We start from the raw sequence: 17,987 nt of genomic DNA on the forward strand, positions 1-17,987 counted from the left end.
TGTAGTGAGGCTACAATATCATTTTCTTTACTTTTTTTTAACGGTTAGGAAATCTCTAGTACTTCCTGTTTTTATTAGGGGTATACGTAAAGAATTTATTAATTTTTTCATTTTTATGCAATGTTGTAGGATTTTTGTTGTGGTTGTTTATTAACGATTTCTTAATGTTCGTAGCTAGATTTGAGTAAATCAAACTAGAACATTTATGAAAATAGCTTATTTCTTAATGGCGGTATTTTTAACCACAGTTATTAATGCTCAAGAAATTCAGATTAGGGGTAATGTAAAAGATGTTAACGGATTAGAACTTCCAGGAGTTAATGTCATTGTGAAAAACACTTCAAATGGAGCAGTAACAGATTTTAATGGAAACTATACTTTAGATAATGTATCAGTAGGAAGTACAATTGTTTTCTCTTATGTTGGTTTCACTTCACAAGAAGTGACAATAAGACAAAATTTTGTCATTAACATTACGATGCAAGAAGACAGCGAATCTCTGGAACAGGTTATCGTAATCGGTTATGGAACACAAACTAAAAAAGAAATTACGGGTGCAGTTTCTGTAATTGGTGCAGAAACTATTGAAGAGCTTAACGTAGTAAGAGTAGAGCAAGCACTTCAGGGACAAGTAGCAGGTGTAAATATTACATCACAATCTGGTGCTCCTGGAAGTAGTTCTACTATATCGATTCGTGGAATATCTACCAATGGGGATAGTAGACCTCTAATTCTGGTGGATGGAAACGTAATAGAGGACTTGAGTGTACTCAATCCTAATGATATAGAAAGTATCAATGTATTAAAAGATGCTACAGCTGGTATTTATGGAGTACGAGCGGCAAATGGAGTTATTCTTATTACTACCAAATCTGGATATAGAAATCAAGAACTAAAATTTGAGCTAGATTCTTATGCGGGTTTTCAAGAAACAACAAGGAGACTTCCTGTGCTTAATGCAACTGAATATGGTATAATAATAAATGAATCTTTCGCCGCTGGAGGAGGTACTCCGCCCTTTGCCAATTTATCCGAATTAGGAGAAGGTACAGATTGGCAAGATGAAATTTTTAGAACAGCCTCAATTTCTAATATTAATTTTAGTGCTACTGGTGGTGGTAAGAATTCTACATATTCTGCAGGAGTTTCTTATTTAACGCAGGATGGTATTGTTGGAGGAAGTGATGCTAATTTCGAACGTTTTACAGGAAGACTAAATTATAGCTTAGATATTGTTAAAAATTTGAAGTTTACTACCTCAGGTATTTTTACACAAACTAATAGGCAAACTTTGTTAGAAAATACATTAGGGTCTGTATTGTTTAATGCTTTAAATATGGCTCCTAATTTATCAGTTAGAGATGAGAATGGTGATTTTACATTAGCGGAAGGATTGGGTAATGAAGTAATTAACCCAGTTGCACAGATCGCTAATACATTTAACAATACCGAGGTTAACAGAATAGGTGCTACATTTGGGTTGAAATATAATTTTCTAAGCAATTTCACAGCAGAGTCTAGGTATCAATTTAACTATTCTGAAGTAGATGGTAAAGGTTTCTCGCCAGAGGTCTTCTATGGATCCGGAAAAGTATTCAATGTTGATAGAAGTAGTGTTACGGAGTCCAAAAACTTCTTTAGAGATTATACTTGGGATAATTTCTTAAAATACGAAAAGGTATTTGCAGATGATCATGATGTAAAAGTGCTTTTAGGGATGTCGGTATTCAAGACAACGGGAACATTTACCGGTTTTACGGGATTTGATATTATAGATAACTCATATGCTAATGCTAATATTTCTCAGGCGTCAGATGTAGTCAATAATTTTCAAAATGGAGGAAATACTTTTGATTCTAGACTGTTGTCCTATTTTTCTAGATTACAATATGGATATAAAGGCAAATATTTATTATCAGCAGTAATCAGAAGAGATGGTTCAACAAAATTTGGACCGAAAAACAAGTTTGGATATTTTCCATCAGCTTCTGTTGGTTGGGTAATATCTGATGAATCTTTTCTCAGTAATAGTAGTTGGTTAAACTTCTTAAAATTTAGAGCTAGTTATGGTGTAATTGGGAATGATAGAATAAAAGATTTTCAATTTATATCCTTGTTAAATGGAGAAGGATCTTATGTTATTAATGATGAACTGATAATTGGGGAAGCTATTGGAGCACTTTCTAATCCGGAAATTAAATGGGAAAAACAAAAAACACTGGATATAGGACTGGATACAAAATTATTAAACAACAAAATTGATATTACATTTGACTATTTTAAAAAACGAACAGAAGACTTATTAGTGGTAGCACCTGTTTCGGGTATTCTTGGCGTTGCAGCACCAGGATCATCACCACCTACAATCAATGCAGGTATTGTAGAAAATGAAGGTTATGAATTTAAAATAGCTTATCAAGATCAGTTATCAGAAAATTTAAAATTTAATATTAGTTATAATATTACACTGTTAGAGAATGAAGTAATATCAGTTAACAGTGATAGTGATTTTATCGCAGGTGGTTCGTTTGGTGTAGGCCAAGACCCTCCATCAAGAATGGAGGCAGGTAAGCCAATTGGATACTTCTACGGATTACAAACAGATGGAATTTTTCAGAATCAGGCAGAGGTAGATACACATGCTACTCAGGCCAACGCAGCTCCAGGAGATATTAGATATGTAGATATGAATGGAGATGGACAAATAGATTCTGATGACAGAACAGATATTGGTAATCCCATTCCAGACGCTACAATGGGATTAAATATTGGTTTAGATTATAAAAACTTTGATTTCACCACTTATGCATTCGCCTCAGTGGGAAATGATATGGTAAGAAACTATGAACGAAATCAACCCTTAGTAAATAGAAGAAATGCATTTTTAGGACGTTGGACAGGCGAAGGTTCCACGGATTCTTTTCATAGGGTGACAACGGCTGCTAATTCTAATAGTTTGTTTTCTAGTTTCTATGTAGAGGATGGTTCATACTTAAGAATCCAGAATGTACAAGTAGGCTATACGTTCCCTAATCAATATATGAATCCCATTGGTATAGATAAATTTAGAATTTATGCTTCAGTAAATAACTTATATACATTCACTGAGTATAGTGGATATGACCCTTCTGCGTATCAATCTAATCCAGATCCTAATACAGCAAGCCCAATTGGGGCAGGTATCGATCAAGGATTTTATCCTGTGCCAAGAACATATTTATTAGGTGTAAATCTTAAATTTTAATCAAAATGAAAAAGATAAAATATAATATCAAATCAACAGTAGTCTTTTTTGTACTGTTAGGAGTATTCACCTCTTGTAGTGATGATTTTGTTGATGTAGCCTCAGAGGATGAAAATTCAGAAGATTTTTTTAATAGTGAAGAAGATTATCAGAGTGCTTTGATAGGAGCCTATGATTTATTACAATCCACTTATCTAAATGTAATGTTAGGAGAAATAGCTTCAGACAATACATTGGCAGGAGGAGAAAGTGCAACTGATGTACCTGGTATTCAGGAAATAGATGATATGGTTCATACACCTGTTAACGCACAACTCAGAGATATATGGAGTTGGATGTATGCGGGAGTTAACAGAGCTAATTATATAATGGAATTTCAGGATAAAACTGATTTTGCAGGTAAAGAAGAAGTAATTGGACAAACTCGTTTTCTAAGAGCCTATTATTATTTTGAGCTAGTAAAATGGTTTGGAGATGTACCATTAGCAATTGATAAAAGAATTCTTTTTGGAGAAGAAACCAATTTTGATAGATCTCCAAAAGAAGATGTGTATGTACTCATAGAGGAAGATTTACAGTTTGCAGCTAATAACTTACCTATAACTCAAGCTGAAACCGGTAGAATAACACAAGGGGCTGCAAGAGCTTTACTTGGTAAGGTATATCTGTATCAGGATAAATTTACAGAAGCGGCTAATGTATTAGATCAAGTTGTAAGCGGGCCTTATGATTTAGTAACAGACTATGAATCTATCTTCGAACAAGAAGGAGAAAATAATATAGAATCTGTTTTCGAAGTACAATATACCGATGAAGAAGGAGCAGGTTTCGGATGTTTACAATGTAGTGAAGGTAATGTAGCAGTAGGTTTTAATGGAATTAGAAATTACTCAGGACCACAATTTGAATCAGGTTTTAGTTTTAATGTTCCTACACAAGAAGTTGTGGATACATTCGAAGCTGGTGATATTAGGCTTGATGTTGCTATTTTAGATATAGAAGCTTGGGCTGCTTCTCAAGGAGCTACTTTCTCTACCGGTTTTGAGCATACTGGATATTTTAACAGAAAATATATTGCTCGTCAGGGCGACCTTAATACGGGAGATGCTAATCTAACAAATCCTAATAATTATAGAGCAATCAGATTTGCTGATGTTCTGTTAATGGCAGCAGAAGCACATAATAGAAAATCAGCAAGTAATGATGGACAAGCATTAATCTATCTCAATAGAGTGAGAACTAGAGCCGAATTACCGGATGTAACAGTTACAGGAACTGCTTTGCTAGATGCAATTTATCAGGAACGAAGAGTAGAACTGGTTGGAGAAGGTCATCATTTTTTCGATTTAGTAAGAACAGGAAGAGCCGCAACAGAAATAGATGGTTTTGTAGTAGGAAAACACGAACTGTTTCCTATACCATTGATAGAGATTCAATTAGCAGGAGATAGATGGGAACAAAACCCAGGGTACTAAAAAACAAAAACGAAAAAAGATGAAATTTTTAAAATACATATTCGGTTTATGTCTTTCTATACTATTCATTTTGAGCTGTAATGAAGATGATAATCAGGACTATTTAAATAATGTTGTTGCCCCGTCAAATATATCAGCGCTTTTGCAGATTACTCAGGACAATACAGGATTAGTAACCATTACTCCGAATGGAGATGGAGTAGTTTCCTTTGATGTTGATTTTGGTGATGGTACGGTGGAGTCTGAAAATGTAAAAATTGGAGAAAGTACGACACATACCTATGCCGAAGGAACTTATAATTTAAGATTGGTAGGTAATGGTATAACAGGATTAACAACTGAAGCTACACAAGAAGTAGTCGTTTCATTTAACCCACCAGAAAATTTAGTTGTTACTATAGAAAATGATGCGGCTGTATCCAAACAAGTAAATGTAACGGCTACGGCAGACAATGCAATGTCTTTTGATGTATATTTTGGGGAAACAGGAAATGATACTCCAGTAACCGCTAATATTGGAGAAATTGCTTCATATACCTATGAGGAAGCTGGAGCCTATACGATTAGAGTTGTTGCTAAGGGAGGAGCTATCGCGACAACAGAATATACAGAAGAGTTCTTAGTAACAGAAATTTTACAACCTATAGTATCAGCACCGATACCACCAACCAGAGGAGTACAAGATGTTGTTTCTATGTTTAGTGATGCTTATACAGATGTGAATGTAGATACTTGGCGCACGCCTTGGTCGGATGCCACTTTTGAAGATGTTGAGATAGATGGAAATCCTACGAAAAAGTACAGTGCTCTTAATTTCGTTGGAATAGAAACCACAACTGCAACTATAGATGCTAGTACAATGACTCATTTTCATACCGACATATGGTCACCAAATTTAACTGAGTTTAAGATTAAATTAGTTGATTTTGGAGCAAATGGAGTTTTTGATGGCGGAGACGATGTAGAACATGAAATAACAATAGCTAATCCAGCAAATGGAGAATGGGTGAGTTTAGATATTCCATTAGCTGATTTTACAGGATTAACTACAAGAAGTAATATTGCTCAATTAATATATGTTGGAGCACCTTCAGGAACGGCTATAGTTTTTGTTGATAATGTTTATTTCCATAAACCACCAGAGCCTGCATCTGGATTAGAAGGAATTTGGAAACTTGCGCCTCAAGCGGGAGCTTTTAAAGTAGGGCCAACACCTGGAAGTGGAGATTGGTTTACAAGTGATGATCAGACTGTTATTGATCGAGCTTGCTTTTTTGATGATGAATATGTGTTTTCATTAGATGGAAGTTTTAGCAACGTTTTAGGTTCTGAAACCTGGTTAGAAGCTTGGCAAGGAGTAGCGTCTGATCAGTGTGGATTACCTGTAGCGCCGCATGATGGAACTGTTGCTGCAACTTACATTTATGACGATGGAGCAGGTACGGTGACTCTTAATGGTACAGGAGCTTATCTGGTGTTACCAAAAGTGAATAATGATGGCGAACTACCAAATGTACCAGTACCAGGATCTATAACATATGACGTAATTCTAACGAATAACAATAATGATATGGAAGTAAGTATTGAATCTGGAACCGGAGTGTTTTGGACATACAAACTTATAAGAGAAGTTCCAGTAATAGCAGGGACTTGGAGATTAGCATCAGAGGCAGGAGCTTTTAAAGTAGGACCAGCACCTGGAAGCGGAGATTGGTTTACGAGTGACGATCAAACTGTTATTGATCGAGCTTGCTTTTTTGATGATGAATATGTCTTTTCATCAGACGGAAGTTTTAGTAATGTTTTAGGCTCTGAAACGTGGCTGGAAGCTTGGCAAGGAGTGGTATCTGATCAATGCGGTACACCTGTGTCTCCACATGATGGAACTGGTGCTGCATCATATGTGTATAATGAAGGAACATCTACAATTACCCTTAATGGTTCAGGAGCTTATCTGGTATTGTCCAAAGTAAATAATGATGGAGAATTGCCAAATGTACCAGTACCAGGATCTATAACATATGATATCATTCTTACCAACAATAATAATGATATGGAGGTAAGGATTGAAGCGGGAACGGGAGTGTTTTGGACTTATAAACTAGTAAGGTGATTTTACAAAAAACATATCTGATCGTTGATAATAAAAATATAATTACATGAAAAAATTAAAATATAATTTCGGATTTTTTATAGCTCTGGCTTTGTTGTTTAGTAGCTGTCAAGATGACGATATATCTGTTGGTGAAATTATAGCGCCATCCAATATACAAGTTACGATTGATATCGTAGGTGTCGATGCTAATAATCCTAACGGAGATGGAAGTGGTACAGTGAATTTTAGCGCTACTGCTGACAATGCTATTACATATACCTATGTTTTTAATGGAACTGCTGAGGCATCTCCATCTGGAACTAAATCATATGATTTTTCTGTTACAGGTTTAAGTACCTATACAGTGACTGTTATCGCAGTAGGAACCGGTGGAGTATCATCCAGTACAACTGTAGAAGTAGAAGTACTGGTACTGTATGAGCCACCGATAGAATTAATTACAATGCTTACTTCGGGACCTTGGAGAATTAAAAGTGAAGCTCCAGGACATTTTGGCCTTGGACCTGTTGGAGGTACAGAACCGTCCGGTTTCTTTGCTGCACCCCCAAATGATAAAGCAACAGTTGGGATGTATGATGACCGTTATATTTTTAATGCCGATGGTACATTTACACATATCACAAACAGTGAAAATGACGATCCTACTGAGGATCCATCGGGAACAGTATTCGGAAGAGTTAATTTGATAGATGAATTAGGGCCGCATAGTATAGATCCTAATGGAGCAGATATAGAAAATTACCCGTTAAATGACTATTCGACGTCTTGGTCTGTAAGTGCTCCTGGAGGTGTAGAATCCCTTAATTTAACAGGAATAGGTTTTGTTGGATATTATACTGGAGGCAATCATAGATACGAACTTTTTAGGTTTGCCGAACAACCTGCAAACGAACTAATCTTAAGAACTACAGATGGTAATAATGAGTTTGACTGGTGGTTTATAATAACCTCAGAAGAACCTGGTGGAACTAACGATATTGCAGAGCCACCTTTTGATACATTAGTTTGGGCAGATGAATTTGATACAAATGGAGCTCCAAACACTGCAAATTGGACGTATGATTTTGGAACTGGAGATAATGGATGGGGTAATGGAGAATCTCAATCATATACAGACAACCCTAGTAATGTAATTGTAGAAGATGGATTACTTAAAATAACAGCAATATCTGAGAATGGAGAATATACATCGGCAAGAATAAAAACTCAAGATTTGTATTCGTTTACCTATGGTAAAGTAGATGTACGCGCAAAATTACCAACAGGAGGAGGTACCTGGCCCGCAATATGGATGTTAGGATCTAATATCACAGAAGTAGGTTGGCCCAATTGTGGTGAGATCGATATTATGGAGCATGTTGGGAACAATCAAGATGCGGTATCCAGTGCACTTCATTTCCCTGGAAATAATGGAGGAAATGCAATTTTTGAAGAAACCAATGTCGCAGGAGCATCTACAGATTTTCATGTATATAGTGTAGAATGGTCATCAACTGAAATTATCTTTTCTATCGATGAAACTCCTTATCACACATACCCTTATTCAAATAATTTACCTTTTTATAATAATGATTTTTTCCTAATACTAAATGTAGCAATGGGAGGAACTTTCGGAGGAGCCATAGATCCTTCATTCACAGAGTCTACTATGGAAATTGATTATGTAAGAGTTTATCAATAGATATAAACTTAGTTTTTAAATTGTTTTAAGAAGGAAGGCTATTTACCACATATAGCCTTCCTAAAAAACATACTGATTGTTAAATAAAAAGTTTTACAAATAAAAATGAAAACAAATAACATTATGTTTATTGAAGTGATCATTAAAAGCTTAAGCTGTATTATGTTTTTAATGATAATTTCATGCGAAAATGTTGATACTGTTCTTTGGGAGGAACAATTTAATGGTGATCAATTAGATACTTCTTCTTGGAATTATGAAGTAGGTGATGGATGCCCTAACTTATGTGGTTGGGGGAATAACGAAAGACAAATTTATACTAAGGAAAATGCAAAACTAGAAAAAGGCAATTTAATTATTACAGCAACTAAGAAAGAAGATGTATATAAGTCTAGTAAAATAACAACAAAAGGTAAAATAGAGTTTCAATATGGAACTATAGAAGTTCGTGCTAAATTACCAACAGGTCATGGTTTGTGGCCTGCAATTTGGATGTTAGGAGCTGATATTGATGATATCGGCTGGCCCGATTGCGGGGAAATAGATATTATGGAATATGTAGGGAAGGAACCTCATACTTTATATACATCCTTACATACTAGGCAAAGTTTTGGTAATACTATTAACTCAAAGAAAACGTTAATTGAAACGATAGAAGAAGGTTTTCATATCTATAAGTCAATATGGACTAAAGATAAAATAGAATTTTATATAGATAATCAGCTGGTTTATACATTTTCTCCAGAAATAAAAAATGATAAGACATGGCCTTTTGATAAGCCATTTTATATAATAGTAAACCTTGCTATTGGCGGTAATTTTGGGGGTCCTGAAGTTGATGATACTATCTTTCCAAAGCAATTGGAGATTGATTACATCAAAGTCTGGAAATAATGCCATTACAAGGAATGTTAAATACAGCTCTACCCTTGATTTCAGCATAGTATATATCATTATATCACTGAAATCAAATTTAAGATATTGATATTTTTTAAATATCAAATACGGAAATAGATAATTGAAGTACATAACTGTATTTCTATTTATCAGGACTACTTGGGAAAAACGTATATGATTTAGATTATTTTGTTGAAATGATCTGAATGCTAAAGAATAGTAATGTTGTATGTATTAAAAGAATACATACGGCTTGGATTACGTATATGAAATTTTGAAAACTAACTTAAACACACAAACTCTCTTAATTATGAAAAAACACTTATTTTTTAAAGCAATAATGGTCTTAGCCATTCTGATTTCTTCTTTAGGAATCGGTTATTCCCAATGTTCGGAGCTCATATTTAATGATGAATTTTCTGGTAATTCAGTAGATCTTAATAAATGGAGTTTTGATAATGGAGATGGATGTCCTACACTTTGTGGATGGGGTAATGCCGAGGAACAATGGTACCAACCGGAGAACACCACTGTACAAAACGGAAATTTGATAATTACTACTAAAAATGAATCAGCAGGTGGTAAGCAATTTACTTCTTCAAAGTTAATTACATCAGGTAAATTTAATTCTAAATATGGAAGATATGAAGCAAGTATAAAATTACCTTCTGCAGGAGGAATTTGGCCAGCTTTCTGGATGTTACCCGAAAATGGTAATTGGCCTTTTACAGGTGAAATAGATATTATGGAATCTCAACATAAAAACCCAGAAAGTATTGGTGGTACTGTTCATTATTCTAATGGAGGCTGGCAATACAATGGAAGAGAATTTAATGCAGGGTTAGACCTTTCTGCTGGATTTCATGAATATGCTGTTGAATGGGAACCAACAGAGATTAGATGGTATGTAGATGATCAATTGTATCATACAGTTACTCCAGCTAATACAGTAGATCCATGGCCTTTTAGTGAAGGTGATTGGTATCTTATTTTAAATGTTGCAGTAGGAGGACCAGGAACTCCATACACTGGTAATATCCCACCAACACCAGCTGATTATCCTACACAAATGGAAGTAGATTATGTGCGAGTGTATAGTGGTACTTTTAATACACAACTTATTGGCGATAATAGTGTATATGAAGGTGAAACTGGTAAGCCTTATACAATTACATCAACGGAAGGAGCTTCTTATAGTTGGACAGTACCCGGCGGCGCTAGTATTATTTCTGGCCAAGGAACAAATACTATTTTAGTTGATTGGGGTATCACAGAAGGAGATGTAAAAGTTGTTGTAAATGTTCCAGAATGTGGTACAAATGAATTTAAGATGAGTGTTTCTGTTAATCCTATTAAAACCTTAGAATATGTTTTTGAGGATTTTGAAGGAAATAGAAACTTAACATATACTTCAACTACAGATGGTGCATTAAGTGAGTCCGTTGCAAATCCCGGATCTAGTAGTGGTAACGATTCTTCAATCGTAGGAAAATATGTTAGGGCTACTGGAGCTCAATATGATGGTCTGTATATGGCTACTTCTAATATAGGGAATGCTTTGGAGTACACTTCTGGAGAAAAATCCGTTTGGTTAGATGTATATAGCGATGCACCAATAGGAACGGAATTTATTTTGCAGATTGAGAATAGTTCACTATCCTCAGGAGATTGGCCATCAGGTCGTCATAGTAGATATAGTGCTAAAACGATTTCTCAGAATCAATGGGAGACTTTAGAATTCGAATTATTAGACAGACCAGATGCTGGTGTTGGAGCTTTAGATGTGGATCAATTTGTGCTGTTAATTGATCCGGATAGCTTTACGGGACATACGGTATACATTGATAATATGAGGAAAATGGATGCACCTGATCCCACTTTATTAGAAGAAATTATTATAGCTGATTATGATGGAATAAATCAATTAGAATTGTTTTTTGAAAATGGAGAGTATACTCCAAATGTTACCAATCCGACTCCAAATGATATTAACAATAGTGCTAACGTAGCTAGATATGAAAGAGGAGCTTTTGAATTATATGATGTTGTAAGTTTTAATACAGATACTATAGAAGATTCAAGTTCTTTTATAGAAGGTGACAATATCTTTTTTATGGATGTTTATACATCTGCGCCGGTAGGAACTGAAATCTCTTTGAGTTTAGAAAACCGTGAAGGATCAGATAGTGATTTTCCTGCAGGAAGAAATAGTCAGTATACTAGTGTGGTAAAAGAACAGAATCAATGGCATACTATAGCATTTAGTTATACTACATCGCCAGATGCCGGAACATCTAACTTATCTATTAATGAGATTTCAATTCTTTTTGACCCTAATTCTAATATATCCGAAACATATTATTTTGATAACTTGAGATACGGGATTACTAAATATCCACCGTCTTATGAATTTTCTGAAATGATTCATAATTACAATGGAGTAAATAATCTTTCATTAAATAATACTACTACAGGTAATTATATAGAAAATGTCGGGAATCCTGGAGCAAATGAAGTAAACAACTCATCCCAAGCTGCAAGTTATGTAAGGGATAATTCAGAACTATATGATGTTTTATTTTTTAATACCGATTTTATTAATGATGCTAGTGCTTATGTTTCTGAAGATAAAAGGTTTGCAATGGATGTATATACAAGCGCACCAGTTGGAACAGTTATTAGTTGGCAATTAGAAGCAAGTTCATTGTCTACACCTAGTAATTACCCATCCGGTCGACATAGTGTATATCAAGCAACCGTAAAAGAACAAAATAGTTGGCATACATTAGAGTTTGTTCTTACTGGAACGCCCGATTTAATAGTAAATGATGCTCAAATAGATACTATTGTATTTTTATTTGACCCTAATAGTAATAACGGAGACACTTTTTATATTGATAACCTAAGGTCTTTGAGTAAAGAAGATGTTACGCAAACCCCAGTGTTGTCATCGATTGCAGTTTCTTCTATTAACGCTGAAATTAATCAAGGAGAAACAATGCAGTTCAGTGCGCAAGGGTTTGATCAAAATGGAGAACCTTTTACAACTAATTTTAATTGGACAAGCACAGGAGGTTCTATTGATGCTAATGGTTTATATACGGGTTCAGAGATTGGAAATTATACAATCACAGCAACCAGTGGTTCGGTTTCTGGTTCGGCATCCATAATAGTGAATGAAAACTCTGGATCTTATAGTATAATACCTGCAATAATACAAGCAGAAGAATATAAAGAAGGTGGAGAAGGAGTAGGATATCATGATACCAGTGCAGGAAATACTGGCGGTGCATATAGACAAGATGATGTAGATATTCAGAGCACTACAGGAGGTTATAATGTAGGTTGGATAGCCTCAGGAGAGTGGTTAGCGTATGATATTAATGCAACAGCATCGACAAATAGTTATGATATCAACTTCCGTGTTGCCTCCCCTAATGGCAATGGTCAATTTCATTTAGAGCTGGATGGAGTTGCCATTACGGAAGTGATATCTGTAAATAACACGAATGGCTGGCAAAATTATGAAGTTATTGAAGTGAAAGGTATATCAATTAGTAATGGGCAACATGAACTTCGTTTGGTATTTGATACAAGCGGTTTGAATGTTGATAATATCGAATTCATTTCATCGACACAATCAACCGGAATTACAATACCAGGATTGATAGAAGCCGAAGATTATAATGAAGGAGGAGAAGGAGTTGGTTACCACGATACCAGTGTAGGAAATACAGGAGGAGCATATCGTCAGGACAATGTAGATATTGAGAGTACTGCTGGAGGATATAATATTGGTTGGATAGCTACTGGAGAATGGCTGGCATATAGTATTAATGCTACAGCATCTTCGAATAATTACGACATTAATTTTCTGGTTGCTTCTCCTAACGGAACTGGTAGTTTTCATCTAGAACTGGATGGAGTTTCAATTACAGATGTGCTAACCGTACCTAATACGAATGGCTGGCAAAATTATCAAACTGTAGAGATAAACAACGTAGCTGTAAGTAGTGGTTCACATGAATTGCGAGTAGTATTTGATTCTAGCGGTTTAAACCTTAATAGTTTAGAATTTACAGCTGCTATAGGATCAACAGGTGGTGGAGATAATTGTTCTGGTATTGCTGATAATAATCAGTATAGTTATGAGGTTTCATCAGACGTTACGAATCCTACTATTACATTTGTTCCCGAAATTACAGGGATGGGGAATAATGTTTGTATTTTGTATTACGGCACATCGCCGACGGGAGGTTATCCAGGATATATCGTAAATCCTAATGTACCTTTTGAAATAAATGCAAATTCAGGAGATCAGATTTATTTCTATTATACATACAGTTTACCAAACGGAGGAGAAAATAACACAGCAAGTTCGCGACATAACTTTATTGTAGGATCTTGTACAAATAGATCAGATATAGTTGATGAAAAAAATCCGGTTGAGATATCTGTTTTTCCAAACCCAATGAATAATATGATCACATTGTCCGGTATAAATAACGCATATCGGGTTAATGTATACAGTATGAGTGGTACAACGGTATTAACAAAACCCGTAAATAAAACCCAAACTCAGCTAAATATGGATGTTAGTTCTTTGTCTAAAGGTTTTTATATAATTAAAATCTTTAGTCAAAGTGGAGAGTCTTCAATTCATAAAATACTTAAGAATTAGCCATTTTTATAATAAGGAACAACTTCTTTCTTGAAGTTGTTCCTTATTTACTTACCCGCGATTATCCAGACTTTTCGCATTATTTTTTATAGAAGCATTCTGATGTAGCAAGTTCGATCAATGCTTTTACTATGAAGTGTTTAGATGTTACCTTTTTACACGATAACTTTTATAAGTGAATTATAATACATGTTCACATAAATATCTTACTCATGAAAAAACCAAAAATATTTAAAAAAGCAGTAGTCGTTGTACTACTATTTTTAATTCCGGGTATTCATACTTGGTCACAGAATGTAATTCCTGTAGGTAGTGGATCCTATGCAGAATATCCGCCATCACATGAATATATAGGTAATGATCCAACCCAGCCTATGTTCCAAACCATTGCCTTAAACCCTATGTTGGATATTGGCCCTAATATGATAGGGAAACCGGTTCCTACTAATGATTGGTGGACAAGCGTTTTGTATAATGAAAACCAAGATGGTTCTAGAAATGGAGGAAACTTATGGACGTACCCTTTATTGTCTCGGGCCAATAGCGAAGGTTATCAGATTGGACATAGAACCGCAAAAGATTGGGGAGGCGATGAAAGTATAGGAATTAGTGTAGATTATTTAGTAACATTGACTGGTGATAATTTTACAGCGAATAAAACTATCGCAACAAATTGGTCAGATTGGCACGTAGATTTAGAAGTACAACAAAGCAGTAACAGCAATCAAACCATTGATGTCACTTTAGCACAGGGAATGCCTTTTGTATGGACAAAACCAAACGGTTTTAATGCTATTATTCAATCTATTCACACAGGAGTCAGGACTTATTATGATGCAAATGGAAATGAGCTTAGTTTTCCAGCTACTGTGGATCGATTTATTATAGAATACGATGGAAATTTATATGGTGTTCATCTTACAGAGAACGCCAATATTACTCCAAGAAATGGAATAGATGGAAATCTAGAAATAGCAAATAGCGATGGTAAATACGTCGTGTTTTCAGCATTGACAGAGATATCAGATCTTAATTTCTTACATGACTATGCTTTTGCAAAACCAACAGATACTAAAGCTAATTATGATTATCAGCCAGAGAATGGTTTGGTGAATGTTACGTATCAAGTAGAAAAGATGAATATTATTGGAAATCAAGCCAATGTGTTACAAGGATTCATCCCTCATCATTATAGAGGAAATACCAATACGTTTTCTTTTCTTAGTGGAAGAGAATATCGTGCAACACCAAGAGGAACGGTAAAACTTGCTGCAGGAACCAGTTTTTCCTTTAATTATGAATTCAACGCTGATCTTTTACCTCATTTTAATGAACCAGTTACAGTTGGTTCTGATACCAATTCTTATGAGAAAGCAAAGTTGGTGGAGATGATTGATAGTTATAGTGAAAAACTGAATCGTGATAATTTTGCTAATGGTACTTATTGGGGAGGAAAAGCGCTAGTTCAATTAATTAAATATATACTTATTGCTAAAGAAATAAATCATCCTGACTTTGCTGATTTATTGAGTTTTGCAAAAGAAAAAACCTATGATTGGTTAACGTATACACCTGGTGAAACTTCTTTTTATTATGCGTATTATCCGGCTTGGAAAGCACTAGTAGGATTTAATGAAGAATACTATTCTGGATTTTTTACAGATCATCATTTTCATTATGGATATTTAGCTCATGCAGGAGCTTTATTGGAAATAGCGGAGCCAGGATCTATGGATAATTATTGGCCAATGCTTACTAAGGTTATAAAGACATATGCTAATTGGGATCGAAACGATACAGAATTTCCTTATATGAGAACATTTAGTCCTTGGATGGGACATTCTTTCGCTAATGGATTAGGGAACGCAATAGGAAATAATCAAGAATCTACTTCAGAAGCGATGCAATCTTGGGCAGGAATGTTCATGACAGGTGAAATAACTGAAAATACTGCTATGAGAGATGCCGCTGCTTACGGTTATGTAATGGAGGGAAGAGCTATAGCGGATTATTGGTATAATGAAAGTGGTGTATTTGAAGAAATAGGATATGACCAGCCTATTGTCGGGATTTTAGAAATGAATCGATATGTATATGGAACTTTTTTTGGAGCGCAAGACACCTATATTCATGGAATACAATGGTTACCGATTTCACCAGCTTATGGATTCTGGAATGACTTCCTTACACCAAATGAAGCCAATGCAATCGTAGATCCAATTATAAATAACATGGCCACTGATCTGGGAAATTTAAGTGGTGATTGGATGAATGTTTCCTGGGGATTCAAATTGTTTTTTGATCCAGAAGGTGTGACTAGTAATTTTGATCAATTTTGGAATAGTCCAGTTGGTTCTCAGGAATATAACGTAGCTCATAATTCTAATGAGAGTGCATTAACATATTACTATGCACATAATTCTCAAAACCTTGGACTCAGACAGTCTAATTACCGATTAAGTTTACCAATGAGTAGCGCTTTTCTGAAAAACGGAAAAGTAATGTATGTAGTTTATAATCCAAAAGATACTGAGCAAATCTGTAAAGTTTATAGAGATGGAAATGAGGTAGATTCATTTATTGTACCAGCGAATACTTTGATTACTACCGATGGAAATGGAATCATTATTAATCCTCCTACTAATAGTAGTAATATACCAGGTTTAATTGAAGCTGAAGATTATAATGAAGGAGGTGAAGGTGTAGGGTATCACGATACAAGTATAGGAAATATAGGTGGAGCATACAGACAAGATAATGTGGATATTCAGGGTACTGGAGATACCGTAGGAGGAGATTATAATATAGGATGGATTAGCGCTGGAGAATGGTTAGCATATGATATTAATGCTACTGCATCTTCTAATACCTATGATATTGATTTTAGAGTAGCGTCACCAAACGGTAATGGTAAATTTCATATAGAAGTAGATGGAGTTTCCGTAACTGATATAGTATCCGTTCCTAATACAAACGGATGGCAGAATTATGAAACTATAACAGTAAGTAACATTGCTATTAGTGAAGGTTTGCATGAGGTAAGGATGGTATTTGATTCTAATGGTTTAAATCTAAATTTTGTAGATTTCAAAGCTGCTGCAGATACAACCGGAGGTGGAACAACCTGCTCAGGAACGGCGGCAAACAGTCAGTACAGTTATCAAGTATCTGCGGATAGTAATAATCCAACGATTACTTTTATACCTGAAGCAAACGGAATGGGAGATAATGTATGTATACTTTTTTATAGTACTTCTCCAACTGGGACGTATCCTGGATATGGTGTAACACCTAATGTTCCTTTTCAGATAAATGCCAATCAAGGAGAGCAGATTTATTTTTATTACACCTATAGTTTACCAACAGGAGGAGAGAATAATACGGCTAATGCGAAACACGAATTTGTTGTGGGTTCATGCGATACTAATAGATTATCAGGGTTGAACAAAGATGGTTTAGATATAATAGTGTATCCAAATCCAGTTTCTGACCGATCTCAAATAGTATTACCTATAGATCATGAATTTTACAAATACAGAATATTGGATATTTCCGGAAAAGTAGTTTTAGAACAATCAATTAGTAAAAAGGAACAAAAACTAACATTGGATATGAGTCAAAATAAAAGCGGATTATATTTCTTGAAATTATATGGTGAATCCTATAATCCAAGCTTTAAGTTATCAAAAAAATAAATAGTATTGATTTCTTTTAAATAAAAAAAACGGCTGAAGTTTAATGTTTTAGCCGTTTTTATTTCATGCTTAGAAAGAATTATTTTAAACTATTTGACATTACTGTTTTAAAAGTGTCTGTGCCACTGTAGTATTCTAATCCACATGAAAATATAGATCAAAATCTTATGTTTTGAAATTGTAAATTTTTATTTAGTA

General features: G+C 34.8%; 7 protein-coding genes. All 7 read left to right on the top strand.

Going from position 1 to position 17,987, the window contains the following annotated elements:
• The first annotated feature begins 205 nt into the window (after positions 1-205).
• The 7 genes from Q0975_RS17495 (at position 206) to Q0975_RS17525 (ending at position 17,789) form a co-directional block, all read left to right on the top strand.
• A complete protein-coding gene (locus Q0975_RS17495; RefSeq protein WP_299439019.1) occupies positions 206-3,244 on the top strand; it encodes a TonB-dependent receptor in 3,039 nt (1,012 codons plus the stop codon).
• 5 nt (positions 3,245-3,249) lie between these two features.
• Complete coding sequence (locus Q0975_RS17500) at positions 3,250-4,719, top strand: RagB/SusD family nutrient uptake outer membrane protein (RefSeq protein WP_299439021.1); 1,470 nt, start codon at positions 3,250-3,252, stop codon at positions 4,717-4,719.
• A 19-nt stretch (positions 4,720-4,738) separates the two neighbouring features.
• Positions 4,739-6,832: a PKD domain-containing protein gene (locus Q0975_RS17505; protein WP_299439024.1), complete on the top strand. Its 2,094-nt coding sequence runs from the start codon at positions 4,739-4,741 to the stop codon at positions 6,830-6,832.
• A 46-nt stretch (positions 6,833-6,878) separates the two neighbouring features.
• Complete coding sequence (locus Q0975_RS17510; RefSeq protein ID WP_299439026.1) at positions 6,879-8,516, top strand: family 16 glycosylhydrolase; 1,638 nt, start codon at positions 6,879-6,881, stop codon at positions 8,514-8,516.
• A gap of 105 nt (positions 8,517-8,621) precedes the next feature.
• On the top strand, positions 8,622-9,410 hold the full coding sequence (locus Q0975_RS17515) for a glycoside hydrolase family 16 protein (RefSeq protein ID WP_299439028.1): 789 nt from the start codon (positions 8,622-8,624) through the stop codon (positions 9,408-9,410).
• A gap of 313 nt (positions 9,411-9,723) precedes the next feature.
• Complete coding sequence (locus tag Q0975_RS17520; RefSeq protein ID WP_299439030.1) at positions 9,724-14,094, top strand: carbohydrate-binding protein; 4,371 nt, start codon at positions 9,724-9,726, stop codon at positions 14,092-14,094.
• 212 nt (positions 14,095-14,306) lie between these two features.
• Entirely contained in the window at positions 14,307-17,789 is a 3,483-nt protein-coding gene (locus Q0975_RS17525; RefSeq protein ID WP_299439032.1) for a glycosyl hydrolase, read from the top strand.
• Positions 17,790-17,987: the final 198 nt, after the last annotated feature.

The organism is uncultured Aquimarina sp., from assembly GCF_947500065.1.
GTDB lineage: Bacteria > Bacteroidota > Bacteroidia > Flavobacteriales > Flavobacteriaceae > Aquimarina.